Annotated in this window: 11 protein-coding genes; 2 read left to right on the plus strand and 9 right to left on the minus strand. The window is 57.7% G+C overall.

All coding sequences use genetic code 11. The features are described 5' to 3' along the window. The first annotated feature begins 3 nt into the window (after positions 1-3). The gene (locus tag M017_RS0115025) at positions 4-2,682 is read left to right on the plus strand and encodes an ABC transporter permease (RefSeq protein ID WP_080507803.1); all 2,679 of its coding nucleotides are present in this window, start codon (positions 4-6) and stop codon (positions 2,680-2,682) included. Positions 2,683-2,693: 11 nt separating this feature from the next. Here the strand turns inward: M017_RS0115025 and M017_RS0115030 are convergent, their stop codons facing one another. From M017_RS0115030 to M017_RS0115040, 3 genes are all read right to left on the minus strand, one after another. Then, entirely contained in the window at positions 2,694-4,934 is a 2,241-nt protein-coding gene (locus M017_RS0115030) for a hypothetical protein (RefSeq protein ID WP_031498943.1), read from the minus strand. Between the two features lie 50 nt (positions 4,935-4,984). Further along, the gene (locus M017_RS0115035) at positions 4,985-6,292 is read right to left on the minus strand and encodes an SGNH/GDSL hydrolase family protein (protein WP_031498944.1); all 1,308 of its coding nucleotides are present in this window, start codon (positions 6,290-6,292) and stop codon (positions 4,985-4,987) included. Between the two features lie 208 nt (positions 6,293-6,500). Beyond that, complete coding sequence (locus M017_RS0115040; protein ID WP_031498946.1) at positions 6,501-7,256, minus strand: heparin lyase I family protein; 756 nt, start codon at positions 7,254-7,256, stop codon at positions 6,501-6,503. A 115-nt stretch (positions 7,257-7,371) separates the two neighbouring features. Here M017_RS0115040 and M017_RS0115045 point away from each other — a divergent pair, with 115 nt between their 5' ends. Continuing rightward, positions 7,372-8,469: a catalase family protein gene (locus tag M017_RS0115045; protein ID WP_155121428.1), complete on the plus strand. Its 1,098-nt coding sequence runs from the start codon at positions 7,372-7,374 to the stop codon at positions 8,467-8,469. A 5-nt stretch (positions 8,470-8,474) separates the two neighbouring features. Here M017_RS0115045 and M017_RS0115050 read toward each other — a convergent pair whose 3' ends face one another. The 6 genes from M017_RS0115050 to M017_RS0115075 form a co-directional block, all read right to left on the minus strand. Continuing rightward, on the minus strand, positions 8,475-9,854 hold the full coding sequence (locus M017_RS0115050) for an efflux transporter outer membrane subunit (RefSeq protein ID WP_031498948.1): 1,380 nt from the start codon (positions 9,852-9,854) through the stop codon (positions 8,475-8,477). Continuing rightward, positions 9,851-13,006, minus strand: coding sequence for an efflux RND transporter permease subunit (locus M017_RS0115055; protein WP_031498949.1), 3,156 nt, complete (start codon positions 13,004-13,006; stop codon positions 9,851-9,853). Before M017_RS0115055 ends, M017_RS0115050 begins: the two co-directional genes overlap by 4 nt. Before the next feature lie 3 nt (positions 13,007-13,009). After that, positions 13,010-14,296 carry an efflux RND transporter periplasmic adaptor subunit gene (locus tag M017_RS0115060; protein WP_051670141.1) on the minus strand — a complete coding sequence of 429 codons (1,287 nt, stop codon included), beginning with the start codon at positions 14,294-14,296 and terminating at the stop codon, positions 13,010-13,012. A gap of 12 nt (positions 14,297-14,308) precedes the next feature. Beyond that, entirely contained in the window at positions 14,309-14,878 is a 570-nt protein-coding gene (locus M017_RS0115065) for a TetR/AcrR family transcriptional regulator (protein ID WP_031498952.1), read from the minus strand. Between the two features lie 114 nt (positions 14,879-14,992). Next, positions 14,993-16,396 carry a DUF1501 domain-containing protein gene (locus tag M017_RS0115070; protein ID WP_051670143.1) on the minus strand — a complete coding sequence of 468 codons (1,404 nt, stop codon included), beginning with the start codon at positions 16,394-16,396 and terminating at the stop codon, positions 14,993-14,995. Positions 16,397-16,400: 4 nt separating this feature from the next. Further along, positions 16,401-18,860: a PSD1 and planctomycete cytochrome C domain-containing protein gene (locus M017_RS0115075; protein WP_031498955.1), complete on the minus strand. Its 2,460-nt coding sequence runs from the start codon at positions 18,858-18,860 to the stop codon at positions 16,401-16,403. Positions 18,861-18,879: the final 19 nt, after the last annotated feature.

The following is an 18,879-nucleotide window of genomic DNA, read 5'->3' on the forward strand; positions in this document are numbered from 1 at the left end:
CTTATGCTGCTCTGGCGCCAGATTCTGCGAGGGCTGCAACGGTTGGCGAATCGCCGTCCTGCCGACCGGGATATCGCTGATGAGGTGGAAAGTTTTCTTGAGCAGGCGACTGCGGCTCATCTGGCGAAAGGACTCTCTCTTGAAGAGGCGCGTCGCGCTGCGCATCTCGAAATGGGCAACGTGACGGTGGCTCGCGAACAAATCGCTTCCTATGGTTGGGAGAACGCGATCGAGACGCTGTTCTCTGATCTGCGTTTTGCCGTGCGCCGTTTGTGCGCGAGCCCGGGCTTTTCCGCAGTGAGCATTTTGACGCTGGCGCTGGGCATTGGCGCGAGTACGGCGATCTTCAGTGTGATGCAGGGTGTTCTTTGGAAGCCGCTGCCCTATCGCCATTCCGAGCAGTTGATCGTGTTACGGCATACCGCGCCGGGAATCAAAATCGAAGACTTGAACATGGCGGCCTCACTGTATTTCACTTACGGCGAAGAGAGCCGGACCTTTCAGGATGTGTCGATGTGGTTGAGCGATACGGTGAGTGTTACCGGTGTTGGAGAAGCGGAGGAAGTGCCGGCGCTGTCGGTGACGGATCGTTTTCTGCCGGCGCTGACGATCGCTCCTGCGTTGGGTCGCTCCTTTCACGCCACGGACGGCAATCCTGCCAGGGAGCGTGTGGTGATGCTCTCCGATGGCTATTGGCGGTCTCGCTTTGGTGGAGATCGTGCGGTGCTGGGCCGCCGGATTCTGCTGGATGGGCAGGCGCATGAGGTGGTGGGTGTGTTGCCGCCCTCCTTTCAGTTTCTGGATCGCCATGTCTCGCTGCTGCGGCCACTCCGCTTTCTTCGAGCGAATGTAGGCCTGATCAGTTTTTGTTGCCAAGGTCTGGCGAGGCTCAAGCCGGGCCAAAGTCTCGCCGATGCGAACACGGATGTTGCGCATATGCTGCAGCTTGCGCCGCAAAAATTTCCGATGAATGCCGGTTTCAGCAAGGACACCTTTCAAGCGGCGCGCATCGCTCCGCGCGTTGTGCTGCTGAAGGATGCCTGGATTGGCGACATTGGAAACACGCTCTGGGTTCTGATGGGCACTGTCGGGATTGTCTTGCTGATTGCGGGAGCCAATGTGGTGAACTTGCTGCTGGTGCGCGCCGATGCGCGCCGTCAGGAGCTTGCCGTGCGGGCCGCACTGGGCGCTTCCTGGCCGCGCCTGGCGCGGGAACTGCTGCTTGAGAACTTAGTCCTTGCGCTAAGTGGTGGGGCTCTTGGTCTGGGGCTGGCCGCTGCTGCCTTGCAGTTGCTGGCCGCGTCGGCATTCACCAGGCTGCCTCGCATTCAGGAGATCGCGATCGATCCGCTTGTTCTGACTTTCACCCTCTGCATTTCTCTCCTCGTGGGCCTGCTTTTCGCGCTGATTCTTGTTGTCAAGTATGGCCGGCCTGAAGTCGGCAGCGCGTTGCGCAGCGAAGGCCGCTCGCTGAGCCTGACCAAGGAGCGGCATCGCGCGCGCAACACATTGGTGGTGGTACAGGTGGCGCTGACGGTGGTGCTCCTTGTCGCTTCTGGATTGATGATCCGCAGCTTTCAGGCGCTGCGCCGCGTCGAGCCCGGTTTCTCCGGTGCACAACAGGTGGAGAGCTTGCGCATCTCGATTCCCGAGCAACAGGTGCCCGATCCGGAGCGTGCGATTCGCATGGAAGAGGCGATTCTGCGCAACATCGAGAAGATCGATGCTGTGTCCGGTGTGGCGATTGCCAATCACCTGCCGATGGAGGGAGGCTCGAATGATCCTGTCTATGCCGAGACGAAGACGGAGGGGCTTCCGCCGATTCGCCGCTATAAGTTCATCTCACCGGGATACTTTGCAGTGACCGGTGCGCGCTTGCTAGCGGGCCGCGATCTGCGTTGGACGGAGATCTATCAGAAGTCGCCGGTCGCCATTGTGTCGGAGAATCTGGCCCGTGAAACTTGGGGCGATGCACGCGCGGCGATTGGCAAGCGCATTCGTTCGACAACGAAGGACGATTGGCGGGAAGTGATCGGAGTGGTGGCGGACCTGCACGATAACGGTGTGGCGCAGAAGGCTCCCGGTATTGTGTACTGGCCCTTGTTGCAGCAGAATTTTGAAGCCTCTCCGGTCTCTGCCGTCCGTAGCATTGCGATCGTTGTCCGCAGTCCACGTGCCGGATCGGAGGCGCTGCGGCAACAACTGCAACATGCTGTTGCCGCGGTGAACCCGCTGTTGCCTCTTGCCGATATCAAGACTCTTGAGACGGTATACAACCGCTCGCTTTCTCGCACTTCGTTCACTCTTGTGCTGCTGGCGATTGCGGGTGGCATGGGCTTGTTTCTGGGAGTGATCGGTCTCTACGGTGTCATCGCTTATGCGGTTTCGCAGCGGACCCGGGAGATCGGAATCCGCCTGTCGCTGGGTGCGCCTGTGCAAAGTCTGGCTGGAATGTTTGTCTGGTATGGCTTGCGATTGTCCGGCATTGGCGCGGCTTGTGGATTGGCTGCTGCGCTGGGGCTGACGCGTATGATGCAGTCGCTGCTTTATGAGGTGAGCCCGGCCGATCCGTTGACCTATGTGGTGGTGTCAGCCAGTCTGATTCTGGTGGCATCGCTGGCGAGCTACTTGCCTGCGAGAAAGGTGGCGAGAGTGGATCCGGTGGCTGCGTTGCGCAGCTAGGTGACCTTGCTCTATGGCTCGAGACGATGGCCAGCGGCGCGGAGGGCGGATTCGACGGCAGCACGGAGATGGGCCGTGCGATCGGAGGGAGTGTCTTCGATCCGGAAGCGGCTGCCAGCGGGGAATTGCGAGAGTTTCTCTTGGAGGGCGGCTGTGCCGCGCACGGAATATTGGGCGACAAAGAAAGCGGGCTGGGGAGGGATGTCGCTGTAATTGATCGCAATTGCCCCGTTTGTTTTATGAATCCAGTCCTGTACGAAGGCGCGGCACTCTTTGCTGCTGCATAAGGAGTGCAAGCGATCGAGGCCGCGCGAATCGAGTACCCAGTTTTGCGCTTGTCCCAGGGCCGAGGCCAAGGTTCGTTCCAAGATGCGGGACTCTTCGCCGATTGGTGTTTGTAGATCTGCCTCACGGTCTTTCCACCAGTTGCGAAAGTATTCTATGGTGTCCCAGAGCGGCTTCTGCGCGGCCTTCGATCCATAGCGGCCGAGCAACTCTGCCGCTCCTCGCTTGATGCCCACGATGCCGCTGGGAAGCTGTTCGATGGCGATGCTTTCGAGCGCGGAGCTCATGGCGTAGCGGCCCAGTGGGTCGATGCCGTTTACGATGCTCTGGTAGTTACACGAGGCGAAGGATTGGATGAGTTGCTGGCGACCGAAGTCCGGGTCGTACTTGAGGAAGTAGAAAATGAGCGGGTGGGTACAGTGGGGGAGTTTTTGCCGATCGAGTTCTGCTACAAAAGCCAGGAAGCGGGCTTTGACTGCTGGAAGGATATCGCCATTGGCATAGCGGGTGATCAGATGCCCGGGTGGGGAGCCGCCACGCGCCATCTGCGCGAGAAACACCTCGTGCAACTCCGGAAGGACAGGATCGGGGAGCATCATCACTGTGGAGAGACCGAGCAATTGATCCTCCTGCTTGTGGAGCTCTTTGAGGATGATCTGGCGTCCCTGATCGGGCGCGAGTTCGTAGATGCGCTGGACGACCAGGTCGATGATCGATCGCGATGGCGAATTGGGTGGGCTTGCGTAGTATTCGAGGAGGATTGGGAGGATCTTTGCTCTGCGAACCAGATACCAGCGTGAGCTGAGTAAGTCTTCTTGCTGCCTTGTTGTTAAGGAATGAAAATCGGCGATCATCTCGGCGAGGAATGCATCAGCCCAGGGCGGGGTTGTGGCAGAAGAAACGGCCAATCGAATGAGGGTTTCGCGCGATTGCGAACGGGCTTCGGGCGTCTTCTTGGGGAGTGCCGCCAGTAATTGCGAGGCGAGGCTGGCTTGTTGTTCCTCGAACTGATGTGCTCTCTGGGTGGCCACATTCTGCCAGCGTAGCTGCGCCTCGGGAGTTTGGGATTCCGGCGGCGTCAGTCGGCCAAGTTTCTTGCGGAGGCTCAGTTCCGTGAGGGTCTTGAGAAAAGTTTCGTTGATCGGCTGTCTGGGGGCATTCAGCTGTTGTTGCATCTGCGGCAATACCTGCTCCCAGTGGGCTGAGTTCAGGATCGCTTGCGTGACGGGATAGGTTTCGGCTGTGTACTCCTCCGGGATGTGCGTGATTAGGGCGCTTGCAGATTCGGGGGTGTCCAGGAAGCGGAGGATCTGGAATGCGTGGCTCTGCATTTCAGGGTCTTGCTGGGGCGGAGCATCGAGCGTCGCTGTAGCCTCCCGGATGCGTTCGGCGACCCACTGCGGAGGTGGCTGCACAATCTCGATCTGGATGATATTCGAGGCCAGCTCCAACGGAGTTCTGTTGTTCGAGTTCCGCAACTCCATTGCGGGCAGTCCCGGCTCCGTCAGTTGACTGATCCGCCTGCTGACCAGATAAATGCGGTAAGTTCCTGGTTTGTGGATTGGGGACCAATCATTGAGGAAGACCGTATTTTGTGAGGGTTGCTCTGGGCTGAGGAACTGGACATTTCCCATTGGGCCGCTGCCGGCGAATCCTCCCTGGACCATCCTTGCAGCCGGTTGTGAATCGTCTGGGTCGAGCGTTAGAGCTTCCCAAGGGCTCGGACCGCTTGTCCTCGGGGCTGGCAGTGTTGCGAAAGTCTGGGCCTGCGTAGTGAGAAAGGAGAGCGTGAGCGGAATGACCTCGCCGAGATAGTATTTTGATTTGTCTGTGCTGAGCATGAACTCGACGCCCGGTGCTTGCTTGGAGCGAGCAGCATCCCAGCCGGCCTGGAAGCTGTCCTGTGCGAGGACGGCTGCACTCCCGCATAGGGTCAGCGCGACAGAAGTTAGCCAGGTCTGCTTCACTGAGGCGGGTAGACGCGTGAGCGACGGAATGAGTTCCCCGTAATAGAGACTTATTGAAATAGCGCCATCAGCGCATCGGCAAAGATCCGCATGCCGTCCGCGTTGGGGTGATTGATGGCGTTCAGCATCAACGTGTTGTAGGGAATGCCTTGACGCCACAGCCGGCCGTAGCGCAAGGAGGCGTCGGCGAGGGCAACGTCGTGCTTGGCGGCGAATTGCCGCAGGCCAGCCACATAGGGGCGCGGGTCCTTGTCGATGTCGCGCTCGCGGGTCAGGTTCATCCAGTCGGGACGGACATAGTGGGGTGTGAGTATGACCCATTCGGCGCCGATCGCTTTGAAGTCGGTCAGCAGTTTCGAATAGCGCTCCTCGACCTGCGCTGGATCGAGACCCGCATCGTTGACGAACTCGGAAATGATCAGGTCCGGCTTGAGATTCAGAACGGTCTCCTGGTAATTGTGCGGACTGCCTGCAGGTTCCTGGAGATAGCTTCTTGTATTGCGGCCGCCCCAGGCTTGGGTGCGCATCTCAATCCGGGCTTTGGGGTATCGCTCGCGCAGCCGGGTGGCAAATTGCTCCTGCCAGCGTTGGGTGTTGCTATCAGAAAGATAGGATCCGTCCGTGACGCTGTCGCCCCAGGCCAGAATGCGCAGAGGCTGTCCCGCTTCGAGACGCTTCTTGAGGTTTGTGATGGTTTGGTTCTTGGGGCTGGGAGTTTCGGGATAGTTTTTCTCAAGAATCGGAAAGAGATGGTCGGGCTCAAGCTTGCTGATGAAGCCTGGGAGATAGACATTGCCAAGGTGGCGCTCGCCGGGTTGGATTGCCGGGAGCGGCGGCGCTGCCGCCTTGGGCTGCCCGGTGCGGATGGTCACTTTACCGTCAGGGCCGAGCAGCACCGCATCCAGGCGAAGTTCAGCGTTTCGATAACTGGCATAGACCGTCTGGTCCGGAAGAATGTGCCCGCCCGCAAGACGACCGATGGTGCCCCAGTCAAGATCGATCTCGTAGTCGACACCTCTTGTGAACGCTGCGGCGTTCGCGGTGGGGCCGGAGCGGAGGACAAAGCTCTCTTTGTCGAGAAGGTGCGGGCTGGTGGTCTCCTGCACGCGGACTCCCTTTAGCTGTGCTCCGCGCAGCCATCCGCCGTTCTTTGGATTAAATATGGGAAGTGCCGAATAGGCCTCGGCCTGGACGTCCATCATGATGGGCGGCTGCACACGGATCTGTTGTGCCGATCCTGCCGGTGGGGTGACGGTGAGGGTCCAGTCCCCGGAGATTGTAAACGTCGCCGCTTGCTGGGCCAGAAGGCTGAGTGGCACAAGGAAGAGGGCGAGGCTAAGCCGCGATGCTGGGTGCATCTTCAGAGTTTATGTGGGAGTTGACCTTAAGTGTAGATCTGCTGTTTTCCGCAAGAGGATCAAATTGAGTGAACGTATCTTTAAGCCGCTGTGCCACGAGAGGCAGAAGCTGTACCGGCCTCAACGCAAGGATAAGCATTAGGGACTGATTTCGGAAATCTTTTCATTGCAACCGGTGAGATGTTTTTCCCTCCGGGATCACTTACTGTCAGTAGGATGTGGCCATTACTTCCTCCAGTGTATCGGCGAGGATGAACTTATCGAAGTAGATGCTGTCGACGGAAGGGCGGTGCGGGCTGCGATGGATGCCCGGCTGGCAGAAGTAGACAGACTCCGGACCTTTCGTCTTCAGCTTCTTGTCCAACACCAGCGCGCCATCGAACCAAAGGCGCGTGTTGCCTTTGCTTGGGTCCTCGGACCAACGAATGTGCATCGCCAGATGATGCCATTTGCCTGTGCTGAAGTCTGCCGACCATTCCGTGCCATTGCGGCCGAGATTCCCGGTTCCGTACTTAATGAGAGTGCCGCCGCCTTCTTTGGGCTCCACCCACCAAGTCATGACGTTGTTATAGCGGGGCGGGGGATTGCCTTCCCAGTAGAAGAAGTTATCACGGTCCTTTGGGGGATCGGCCATATAGAGATAGAAGGACATGTAAGTATCGGAGCCTTCCTCGACCGTGACTCTTGGCCCTCCCACTTGTACGCGCAATTGCTGGGGATTGAAGATGTCATCTTCGTGAATGGTGAACTTGGCGGCGTATTTCCCTTCGCGAACAATGTCCGTCACGATCTCGATATTCCTTGCAGTGGCATTCTGGCCACGGGTGCCGGTTTGGCTCCATTGGCTCAGGTCACCGGTTTCAAAATCGGCTTTGAAGAGGATCTTTGCTGCCGCAGGGGCAGTTGTCCAGAACAGATTGGACGAGAGCGCTAAGGCGAGAGCAGAGCGACGCAGGACTTTCATTCAGAACCAGTGTATAGCCTCAAGTTTCCAAGAAGACGACCGTAACGATTTCGCCGGACAAGCTGATCTACTCTATGATCACGCCATCACTCCATCTTGAAAGAGGACATCTCTTATGGTGCCTGAAACTCTGGTTCGCTATTCCGACTCAATCGAAGTTCGCCAGCCGGACGAAGACGAACTGACTGAGAAGATCGTAGCCTCAATGGCGGCCGTCAATCGACGTGCTTTCGACAAGTACCGGCACGCGGTTCGCGACGCACACGCGAAGAGCCATGGGGTGCTGAAGGGGGAGTTGAGTGTGTATGAGAACTTGGCTGAGCCGCTGCGGCAGGGTGTCTTTCGCTCGCCACGCCGCTACCCGGTGATGATTCGTCTATCGACTGCGCCAGGAGATCTGCGGGATGATCGAATCTCGTCGCCTCGTGGGATGGCAGTGAAGCTTTTGGGCGTGGAGGGGGCGAAGCTCTTGGCGGGACACGAGTCGGAAACGACACAGGACTTTCTGCTGGTCAACATGCCGGTGATCCCGTTTGGCGAGGTCAGCACCTATTGGAAGATGCAGCAGATTCTCGAGAAGCATGCCGAGGATCCTGATCTTGTCAAGCGCCTGACGGGAGCGCTGGCGCGCGGTGCGAATGAGGCGTTGAAGTTGCTGGGGCGGCCGAACTCCACTCTCGATGGCCTGAGCCCAGCGAATCATCATATTCTTGGCGAGACCTTCTACAGCATGGCGGCGATTCGCTATGGAGACTATGTGGCCAAGCTCTGCGCCGCGCCGTTGTCGGAGGGTGTTCGTGCGTTAACGGGGCAGGAGGTGGATGCAGATGAAAATCCTTCTGTTCTGCGCGATCTGGTTGTCGACTTCTTTCGCATGCAAAGTGCTGAGTATGAGGTTCGAGTGCAGCTTTGTACGGATCTGGAGCAGATGCCGGTTGAGGATGCTTCGATTGCGTGGCCGGAATCGCTGTCGCCTTATCTCGCGGTGGGGAAGATCACGATTCCGGCCCAGGACGCCTATAGTCCCGTCCGCCGCGTGTATGGAGATGACCGCCTGAGCTTCAATCCCTGGCACTGCATTGCCGAGCACCGGCCACTTGGTTCGATCATGCGGGTGCGCGTCAAAGCCTATGAGACTTCGACGCGCTTCCGGCATGCGATGAATGTACAGCCTGTTGAGGAACCGCGCGACATCAGTGAGATGCCGGACTGAATTTCCTACTGCTGCCAGCCACCGCCAAGAGCGTTGTAGATTTGCACGATCGCCAGACGCTCATTGAGTTGTGCCTGGGCTAAGTCGATTTCCGCATCGAGCAGATCTGTCTCGCTGGTCAGGACTTCGAGGTAGCTGCTGGCGCCGCCGCGATAGCGAAGCTCGGAGAGCTTGGCCGCCGATTGCGCGGCTAGCGTCAGGGCTTGCTGGCGCTCGCGATATTCACGGTTCTTACGAATGGCAATCAACGCGTCGGATACTTCGCGAAAAGCCTGCTGTACATTTTGTAAGTAAGTCAGCAAGATCTCTTCTTTCTGTGCTTCTGTCAGGCGAACGTTGTTCCGGATCCTGCCGAAGTCGAAAATCGGCTGCGTCATGGCGGCGCCGATGTTATAGACCTTCGAATCGAAAAGACCTGTCAGGGAATAGGCCTGAAAGCCCGCTGTGCCGGTGAGGCTGAGCTGCGGGAAGTACATCGCCTTGGCTACGCCAACGTTGGCGTTGGCCGCAACGAGTTGGAGTTCAGCCTGGCGGATGTCGGGACGGCGCTCCAGTAACTGCGACGGAAGCCCTTCGGGAATCGCGGGCGGAATGACCTGAGCGGCCAGTGCCTTGCCGCGTGCGACGGGCCCTGGATTCTCACCCAATAAGATCTGAATCAAGTTCTCTTGTTGGGTAATTCTCCTTTCAAGATCGGGAACCTTTCGTGCAGCTAACTCCACTAACTTCTCGGCTTGCGCGACATCGAGGAGTGATATCGCCCCACCGCTCTCCATGGTGCGGGTAAGCGTGAGAGACTCGTTGCGGGCTGCGAGAGTGCGGCGTGAGATCTCCAGTTCCAAATCCAATTCGCGCAACTGGAAGTAAGCTGTTGCAACGTTAGAAACGAGAGTTCCAAGTACGGCTTTACGGCCCCATTCGCTTGCAGCCAAGGTGGCCCGCGAAGCTTCGGTGGCACGGCGGTAGCGGCCCCAGAAGTCCAATTGCCAGACGGAGGATAGGCCCAACTGACTCATGTTGGCTTCAAAGGCCGGGAAGACGGGGTTACTGGGGTTGCGCTGGCGGTTGGCGCCACCGGTGCCACTAATGCTGGGAAACTGGTCGGCGCGCGTGATGCCTAGCTGCGCTTGTGCCTGGACAATGCGGGAGGCGGCAATGCGGACGTCATAGTTTTGAGCGAGCGCGGTGCGGATGAGCTTTTGTAATTCCTCATCTTCAAACACCGTCCACCATTTGGCATCGCCTAAGGATTCCGGGCTTGGCGTTGCCACTGCTGTATCGCGGAACGCAGGTGGGGCAGGGACGCTGGGGCGCTGGTACTTAGGCCCCATGGTGCAACTTAGCTCAAAGCCGAGCAGAGCGAGACTCAGTGCTTTATGCCTCATGCAGGTTCTCCTTCACTCTCTAAGGCGGCGAGGGATTTCTTCCGGCTGAAGAGCGCGCTGAAACGTTCGACCACCACAAAGGTTACCGGAATCAAGAAAATAGCGATTATGGTGGCTGCTAACATGCCGCCGATGACGACGGTGCCAAGGATACGGCGGGAGATTGCACCCGAGCCACTGGCGGTCCAGAGCGGTACGCAGCCTAGGATGAAGGCAAATGCCGTCATTAGAATGGGGCGCAAACGGAGCCGTGCGGCAGTGAGTGCGGCTTCCGCAATCGGACGACCTTTCTCATATTCGAGCTTGGCGAACTCGACAATTAGAATTGCGTTCTTTGCCGACATTCCGATGAGCATGACCAGACCGATCTGTGCGTAGACGTTGTTCTCAAAGCCGCGCATCCAGAGTGCAAAATAAGCGCCCAGGACGGCGACTGGAGTGACTAACAACACGCTAAAGGGCAAAGACCAACTTTCATACTGAGCAGCCAGAATCAGGAACACAAATAAGATCGACATGGCATAGATGGCGGAGGGCGGGATGCCGTCGGCCGCTTTCTTTTCCTGATAAGACATGCCGGTGTAGTCGAAGGCCATTTGCGATGGCATCGTTTGGGCGAAAACTTCTTCCAAGGCAGCCATGGCTTGTCCGGAACTAAAGCCCGGAGCCGCGGCGCCGAAGATCTGTGTGGCGCGGTACTCGTTATAGCGGTAGTTGAACTCTGGACCATTCCGCTTTTCGATCCGGGTGAGTGTACTGAGCGGAACCATGGTCTTGGCGGAGTTCTGTACGTAGAATTGGCCAATATCTTCTGGCTTGACTCGATACTCTCCTTCCGCTGCAAGATAGACCTGCCATTGGCGGCCAAAGCGATTGAAGTAATTGACCAAGTAGCCGCCCATGAAGGTTTGGAGCGTGTTGTAGACGTCGCTGATGGCGACCCCTTGACGCGCGGCCTTCTCTCGATCGACGTCCGCGTAGAGCTGAGGCACTGTGGGCAGGAAGGCTGGGCTCACGCCTACCAGTTCCTTGCGTTTGGCCGCTTCTGCCGCAAACTTGAAGACGTTCTTGCCGAACTCCTCGGCGCTGCCGCCGGAACGATCTTCCAGCACGAAGGTGAAGCCGCCGGAACTGCCGACGCCGGGAATGGCCGGAGGCGTAATGGGGAAGGCAAAAGCGTCGGGTACAGTGGAGATGGCTGCTGCAAGGTTGCCTTGGATCACCTCGAACTGTTCGTTCGCGGCCTTGCGTTCGCTCCAGTCTTTGAGCGTCACCCAGAAGATGCCATTATAAGTATTTTGGATGCCGGTGAGTAAGTCGAAACCGACGACGGAGAAGACGCTAGCAACGCCAGGAATCTTCATGACACGCTGTTCAATTTTGCGTGCGGCTTCATCGGTCCGCTCAAGGGAGGCTGCATCGGGAAGACGCATGGCGACGAGTAAGTAACCTTGATCTTCATTCGGAAGGAAGGAACTGGGGATCCGGCTGCCGAGACCAACGCCGGTGACCGTAACTAAGCCAAGGAACAGCAGGCTGAGAACCGACTTGCGGATCATCGCGCCGCTCATGTTGATATAGCCGTTGGTGGCGATGCCGAAGACGCGATTGAACCAATCGAAGAAGCGGGCCAAGGGGCCGCGCGACGGCTTCTTCGGCTTCAGCAACAGGGCGCAAAGCGCAGGGCTGAGCGACAAGGCGTTGAAGGCCGAGATGATGACCGAGATCGCAATGGTGACGGCGAATTGCTGGTAGAGGCGGCCTGTGATGCCGGGGATAAAGGCGGTCGGAATAAATACCGCCGATAGAATCAGGGCGATCGCAATGACCGGACCAGATACTTCCTCCATGGCCTTTAGCGAGGCATCTTTGGGAGACAAGCCTTTCTCGATATGATGTTCGACCGCCTCCACTACGACGATGGCGTCGTCTACAACGAGGCCGATGGCGAGCACCAAGCCGAAGAGCGACAGAGTGTTTACCGAGAAGCCCAGCATGGGGAAGATCATGAAGGTACCGATCAAGGACACGGGAACGGCAAGGAGCGGAATCAAGGTGGCGCGCCAGCCTTGCAGGAAGAGATAAACCACCAGTACGACGAGCAGCAAGGCTTCGAGCAATGTTACGGTGATTTCCTTCATGCCTTGGGTGACGACCTTGGTGGTGTCCAAGGTCATGTCGAGCGCGAGTCCTTTAGGGAAGCGCTTCTTTAATTCGTCGAGGCGTGCTGTTACATTCTTTGCTGTTTCAACGGCGTTTGAACCGGGTAACTGGTAGATGGCCAGACCTGACGTGGACTTTCCGTTGAAGCGGCTGATGGTGTCGTAATTTTGTGCGCCCATTTCGATGCGGGCGATGTCTTTGAGACGAAGCGTTGAGCCGTCCGGATTGGAGCGAATAATGATGCCGCCGAACTCCTCTGGGGAACTGAAGCGGCCTTGGGCCATGACCGTGTAGGTGAATTCTTGTCCCTTTGGTGCAGGACGGCCGCCCAAGCGCCCGGCGGGGTTGACGCGGTTTTGAGATTGGACGGCGGTGATGATATCGGGGACCGTGACGCCGAGCTTGGCCAACTGGTCGGGCTTGATCCAGATGCGCATCGCATATTGTCCGCCTCCGAAGGCCTGGACACGGGCGACGCCCTGGACGCGAGTGAGTTCGTCGACTAAGTTGATGTAGGCATAGTTCGACAAGAAGACATCATCTAAAGAGTTGTCACTCGAATAGATACTCACGAACATCAGTGGTGAGTTCAGTGACTTCTGTACTGTGAGGCCAGAGGTGTTGACTTCAGCCGGCAGCTGCGAAGCCGCTTGCGAGGTGCGTAACTGGGTTAAGACTTGATCGATATTCGGATCGGTCTTGATGTCGAAGGTTACGGTAATCGATGCTGCTCCATTGTTGGCGGAGGTGGAGCTCATGTACTCCATGTTGTCGACGCCGCTGATTTGCTGTTCGAGCGGCGTTGTGACCGATTGTTCCAGCGTTTTTGCGTCGGCGCCGGGATAGACCGCACTAACGAGAATCTCTGGAGGAATGATGTCAGGAAATTGCGCTGTGGGGAGACCGAGGAGTGCGACCGTGCCGACGATGACCATCACAATGGAGATCACCATCGCCACGATGGGGCGGTGGATGAAAAACTTTGACATGCGTTAGCGCCCCTGAATCCCTGTCTCTGATTCTGCCTTCTGTACTGGCGTGGCCTTAGGCACCACCATGCCGCCATCCATTGCCTTTGCGAGGCCTTCGACAATGACGCGATCGCCAACTTGCAGGCCGTGCTCGACGACATAGCGGGAGCCGACGGACTGGCCGAGCTTGATAGTGCGAATTTGAACCTTATTGTCCGCGCCGACGAGAGCGACTTGTTGTTTCCCTTGCAGTTCGGTTACGGCGCGCTGGGGAATTAAGAGGGCTCCCTTCTGTTCGCCAGTCTGTGCACGGATGCGGCCGAACTGGCCGGGGCGCATGACGTTGCCAGGATTAGCAAAGGTGGCTGCCATGCGAATGGTGCCGGTTTGTGAATCCACTTGACGGTCGGCAAAGCTGACGCGGCCGGGATGTTCATAAACTTTGCCATTGCCGAGGATCAATTGCAGCGGGGCCGCTTGATGATTCTTGAGAAGGGTACTGGACAAGGTCAGATACTCGTGTTCACTGATCGGAAAATAAACGCGAAATGGATTGAGCTGTGAAACGGTGGTGAGCACGGTGTCGTTTTTGACTAAGTTGCCAATTTGTGTTTGGGCCACGCCGGCAATGCCATCAATGAGGGAGCGCACTTTGGTGAAGCCGAGATTCAATTCGGCCTGTGCCAGATTCGCCTTGGCCACTTTCACCGCTGCCTGCGCGGACTTGACTCCGGCAAGGCTGACGCCGACATTGGCTTTGCTGGCTTTCCATGCCGCTTCGGCTGCCGCTTTTGCCTGTAACTCCGCATCCAGCTGGCTTTGCGCGATGGCGCGGGCCTGGACTAGTGGTGAGTCCCGCTTGACGTCCTGTTCGGCCTTGGCGAGTTGCGCGGCGGCCTGGGCCACCTGGCTTTCCGCTTGCGTAACCTGACTTTCGGCCTGGGCCACTTGGCCTTCGGCTTGGGCTAACTGGCCGGCAGTCTGATCGACGACAGCCTGGAAGGGACGGGGATCAATTTCAAAGAGAATCTGATCTTTCCGGACAAAGGCGCCTTCCTGATACTGCTGTTTGATCAGATATCCCATCACCTGGGCCTGGATCTGGGCGTTGACATTGCCGTCGATGGTGGCGACCCATTCGTTGCGGACTTGCACGTCTTCCTGGGCAACGCTTGCTACTTCCACTTCAGGCGGTGGCATTTGTGGCGCACCCGCGGCAGCGTTTTTTGCGCCGCAGGAATTGAGGAGGGCAACGCACAATAGGAGCGTCAAGGCGCAGTGCGCCTTCAAAGTTCTACTAACAGTCATGTTGTTATTTCTCTAAGTCTTTTGCGCTTTGTTTTTGGGCTTACTTTGCGGGGCCCCGGCGAGCATCAGAAGATACTCGATCATGGCGTCGTAGGTGGATGGCGCTGGCATATTCCACATCGTTGCCATGCCCAGTCCTTCGCCGGCATAGCGGACGATTGACGCAATTATGGGATCAATGCCATCATTTTCAATTTGCTCCTGCCATTGCTTGGACTTTTGCCGGAATAATTCCATCGGGCCGGGGAAGCTGCGAGATTCCGAAGTGAGTGCACAACAGACTTGGCAACTTTCGCCGTCATAGTGGAGGTTGGCGCGGAGGAAGGCACGAGTAAATGCTCCAGGAACCGCGGGGTCGGCTTTTTGATAACTCGCAATGGCATCTTCAAATCCACCCATGATGCGTTGCGATACACCATTAATTAAGGCTTGCTTTGTGGGGAAGTGATGTAAGAGCCCCCCCTTGCTCACAGAAGCGGCAGCCGCCACTTCGTCTAGCGTCATTGCCCGAATGCCCTTTTCGACAACGATTCGTTCGGTGGCGGCTAGAATCGCTTCGATTGTTCGTTCGGAATTTCTCATTGGCTACATCAGGATCTTAGGATACCGTCCAGACGGTCGGTTCGTCAATAAAAAACTGAAGCTGGGGGGGGCAGTAGACTCCTGCAACCGCCATTCCCTTCGGGGCGAAAAGACTTAAGCGAGCATTTTCCGGATCACGTTCCCGCTCACGTCGGTGAGCCGGAAGTCGCGTCCCATGTAGCGATAGGTCAGCTTGGTGTGATCGAAACCAAGGCAGTGCAGAATCGTCGCCTGCATGTCGTGGACGCCCACCGGGTCTTCTGTAATGGTGAATCCCAGATCATCGGTCTTGCCGATCACTGCGCCTGCCTTGATGCCACCTCCGGCGAGGAACATGGAATAGGCTCCCGGGTGATGATCGCGGCCGGCATTGTCCGGGTCCAAGGCGTTGCGCACTTCCTGCATGGGGGTCCGTCCAAACTCTCCACCCCAGACGATCAGCGTGTCTTCGAGCAGGCCGCGCTGCTTCAAGTCTTGAATCAATGCCGCGGTCCCCTGGTCTGTCTTGTCGCAGTTTGCCTTCAGACCCTTGTTCAGATCGGTGTGCTGGTCCCACGAGGCATGCATCAACATCACGAATCGCGTGCCGCGTTCAATCAGTCTTCTGGCCAGCAAGCAGTTGGTCGAGAATTGATTGGTTGGTTCCTTGCCGATGCCGTACATCTCAAGCGTCGCCTTGGACTCCTTGGAGAAATCGATCAGTTCGGGCCCTGCCATCTGCATCCGGTAGGCCAGTTCGTAGGCGGCCATGCGCGATTCGATCTCTGCATCGCCGGTTGTATCGAAATGTTCCTTATTCAAGTCTCCGATTGCATCGATGGCGGATCGTTGGGCCTTTTGATTCACCCCGTCCGGGTTGGACAGATAGAGAATCGGATCGCCGCCGCTTCGGAACTGAGTGCCCTGGTAGGTGGATGGCAAGAAGCCGCTGGAGAAATTCGATGCTCCACCGCTGGTGCCGACGCCGCTACTCAATACGACGAAGCCCGGGAGATTTTCGCTTTCGCTGCCGAGTCCGTAGACACTCCAAGCTCCCATGGTCGGTCTGCCGATCTGGGTGGAGCCGGTGAACATCAGCAGTTGTCCAGGATGATGATTGAAGGCTTCCGTGTGCACGCTACGAACCAGGCAGATGTTGTCGGCTTGTTTTGCGATGTTCGGAATGAAGTCGCTTAACTCCATGCCGCTTTGTCCGTGGGGTGTGAAGATGCGCGGGCTGCCCAGTACGGCTGCGGTGGGCTTGATGAAGGCCAGCTGTAAGTTCTTAGTGAAGCTTTCGGGCAGACTTTTTCCGTGCCATTTGACCAACTCCGGCTTGGGATCAAAGAGATCCATCTGGCTCGGGCCGCCCTCCATGAACATGTAGATAACGCGTTTTGCTTTGCCCTGAAAGTGCGGTTTCTTCGGGGCCAGCGGATTGACGCTCGATGCATAGCCGTCCCGTGCGAGCAGGTCGCCAAGCGCCATCATCCCGATGCCGCCGCCAACGTTTTTGAGAAAGTTTCTACGGTGATTCATGCTGCTACTCCCGAACAATAAACTCGTCTAAATTCATCAACACGCGAGCAAGCCCAACCCATGCTGTTTCCTTCGGCTGCTCGTCGACATACTTCTTCAATCGCGTCAACTCAGTGGCGCTTGCCTTGCGTCCCAATGCCAATTGGACCGCATAGTCAATCTTTGCGCCTGTCTCTGCCGGAGCTTCCGTCGCAACACGATAGGCGAGAGCCTGCGCTGCCTCATAAAAGACCGGATCATTCAAGAGATTCAATGCTTGCAGTGGCGTGTCGGAGCTCCGCCGCCGGCTGCAGGCGACCGTCATGTCGGGCGCATCGAAATTCGTCAGCATCGGATAGGGCGCAGTTCTCTGGAAGACGATGTACAAGCCTCGGCGATACTTGTCTGCACCGGTGCTCTCCACCCACTTGCCGCTATTGCCATAGACCAGCTCCGCGACGCCCTTGGGCTGCGGAGGCCGTACGCTGGGTCCGCCGACTTGCATGCTCAACAGCCCGCTCGTTGCGAGTGCTACGTCGCGGATCGATTCCGCAGACAACCGCAGTCGCGATTGCCGCGAGAGCCAGGCATTGTCCGGATCACGCTCGGCGATGTCGGCGCGGGCCTTGGAGGCTTGCCGGTAGGTGGCGCTGGTGACGATGGTGCGGTGGAGCTTTTTGACACTCCAGCCATTGGCCCGAAACTCTCGCGCCAAGTGGTCGAGCAACTCCGGATGCGAAGGCTTGTCGCCTTGCGTGCCAAAGTCTTCACTGGTCTTGACGATGCCGCGGCCGAAGAATTCCTGCCAGTAGCGGTTCACGATCACGCGTGGAGTGAGATCATTCGCATCGCTCACCAACCAGCGCGCGTAAGCAAGACGCTCCGGTTCGCCTGCGGGCTTGAACTCGGGCAGTACGGCGAGCGCTGCTGGCTGCACTTCAATGCCGGGAGTCTTCCAATCGCCACGCACTGCCATCCGTTGTGCAGGCGCCTTTGGGTCTGGAATGACGACCGATGCTTGTGTCAACTTCGGAGTTTCTTCTTCGAGCTTGGCGATCTGGTCTCGAATCTCCTTCAACTTCTTTTCGCCTTCCTTGTCGTCTCGCAAGGTCAGTCGTGAGTTGCTCAGGAAGTAGAGCATCAGGCGCCATTGGTCTCGCTCACTGCGCTGCTCTTCGGGCATGAGCAGGGTCTCGTCGGCGTGGTCGAACATCACACGGAAGCTCGTGACGGAGAAGTCCCATTCAATATCGGTACCGGGTTTCTGCACTGCCGACCGCATCTTCTCTTGCCACTTCTCAAACCACTGTTGGACGGGGGCGCTCTTCAGGATTTCGCCGCGCTTCTTCAAATAGGTGGTACGGCTTGCCAGCCAAGGGCCCAATTCACCAGAAAGAGGAGCATCGATCTCGGTATCGCGGCTGTTGGAGAAGACCGCCATCGCGGAATAATACTCTCGTTGCGAGATGGGATCGTACTTGTGGTCATGGCACTGCGAGCAGCCCATCGTTAAACCAAGCCAAGTGGTCGAGGTCGTGTTGACGCGATTCACCAGCGTCTCAAAGCGGTCCTCTGCCCGGGGCACCCCGGCTTCGCGATTGATGAGCGTGTTGCGATGGAATCCCGTTGCTACCTTCTGTTCGAGAGTGGCATTCGGCAACAGATCGCCGGCTAACTGTTCGACGGTGAATTGATCGAAGGGCTTGTCTGCATTGAAGCTCTCGATGACATAGTTGCGCCAGCGCCAGGCATAGGGACGAATCAGATCTTTTTCATAACCGTCGCTGTCGGCATAGCGTGCGAGGTCCAGCCACTGCCGCGCCCAGCGCTCTCCATACTGGCGGCTGGACAGGAGTTCGTCGACGGCGCGCTCGTAGGCGTCGGGTCTGGTGTCGGCCAGAAACTTGCGCATCGCGTCCGCTGTGGGAGGGAGGCCGGTTAAATCGAGAGTGACCCGGCGCAGCAGCACCGTTCTGCTCGCCTCCGGAGATGGCGCGATGCCTTCCTTCTCCAGCTTGGACAGGACAAAGCGATCGATTGGATTCCTCACCCAGTCTGCTTGCTTCACTGCTGGTAACTCGCCCTTCCACAGCGGCTGGAAGGCCCAATGGTTGCTCTTGCGTGTTGTGGCTTTTCCGATCGTCAAGCCGGCGGGCCAGACGGCGCCCTCGCTGATCCAGGACTTCAGACTTTCGACTTCGGCATCGCTGAGGCTTGCGCCCATCGGCGGCATGCGAAAGCCATTCTTTGTCGACGTCACCCGCTCGATCAGCTTGGAGGCTTCGGCTTTGCCGGCTACGATCACTGGTCCGGAATAGCCGCCCTTGAGTGCGTCCGGGCCATTGTCAAAGCGAACGCCTGCAAGCTGCTGTGCTGCCCCATGGCACATCACGCAACGCTTCATCAGGACGGGCTGCACATCCTTGGCAAAATCTGCCCCAAACGCTGCGGAGCAGATTCCCAGCGCTAAAACGATCCTACGCATTCCACTAGTCTATTCAATT

This window comes from Bryobacter aggregatus MPL3 (genome assembly GCF_000702445.1).
Classification (GTDB): domain Bacteria; phylum Acidobacteriota; class Terriglobia; order Bryobacterales; family Bryobacteraceae; genus Bryobacter; species Bryobacter aggregatus.

What these genes read in the sequence shown, in the direction of transcription:
- M017_RS0115040 (WP_031498946.1), bottom strand. Translation starts at nt 7,256, where the DNA reads ATGAAAGTCCTGCGTCGCTCTGCTCTCGCCTTAGCGCTCTCGTCCAAT.
- M017_RS0115065 (WP_031498952.1), bottom strand. Translation starts at nt 14,878, where the DNA reads ATGAGAAATTCCGAACGAACAATCGAAGCGATTCTAGCCGCCACCGAA.
- M017_RS0115060 (WP_051670141.1), bottom strand. Translation starts at nt 14,296, where the DNA reads ATGACTGTTAGTAGAACTTTGAAGGCGCACTGCGCCTTGACGCTCCTA.
- M017_RS0115050 (WP_031498948.1), bottom strand. Translation starts at nt 9,854, where the DNA reads ATGAGGCATAAAGCACTGAGTCTCGCTCTGCTCGGCTTTGAGCTAAGT.
- M017_RS0115035 (WP_031498944.1), bottom strand. Translation starts at nt 6,292, where the DNA reads ATGCACCCAGCATCGCGGCTTAGCCTCGCCCTCTTCCTTGTGCCACTC.
- M017_RS0115070 (WP_051670143.1), bottom strand. Translation starts at nt 16,396, where the DNA reads ATGAATCACCGTAGAAACTTTCTCAAAAACGTTGGCGGCGGCATCGGG.
- M017_RS0115055 (WP_031498949.1), bottom strand. Translation starts at nt 13,006, where the DNA reads ATGTCAAAGTTTTTCATCCACCGCCCCATCGTGGCGATGGTGATCTCC.
- M017_RS0115025 (WP_080507803.1), top strand. Translation starts at nt 4, where the DNA reads ATGCTGCTCTGGCGCCAGATTCTGCGAGGGCTGCAACGGTTGGCGAAT.
- M017_RS0115075 (WP_031498955.1), bottom strand. Translation starts at nt 18,860, where the DNA reads ATGCGTAGGATCGTTTTAGCGCTGGGAATCTGCTCCGCAGCGTTTGGG.
- M017_RS0115045 (WP_155121428.1), top strand. Translation starts at nt 7,372, where the DNA reads ATGGTGCCTGAAACTCTGGTTCGCTATTCCGACTCAATCGAAGTTCGC.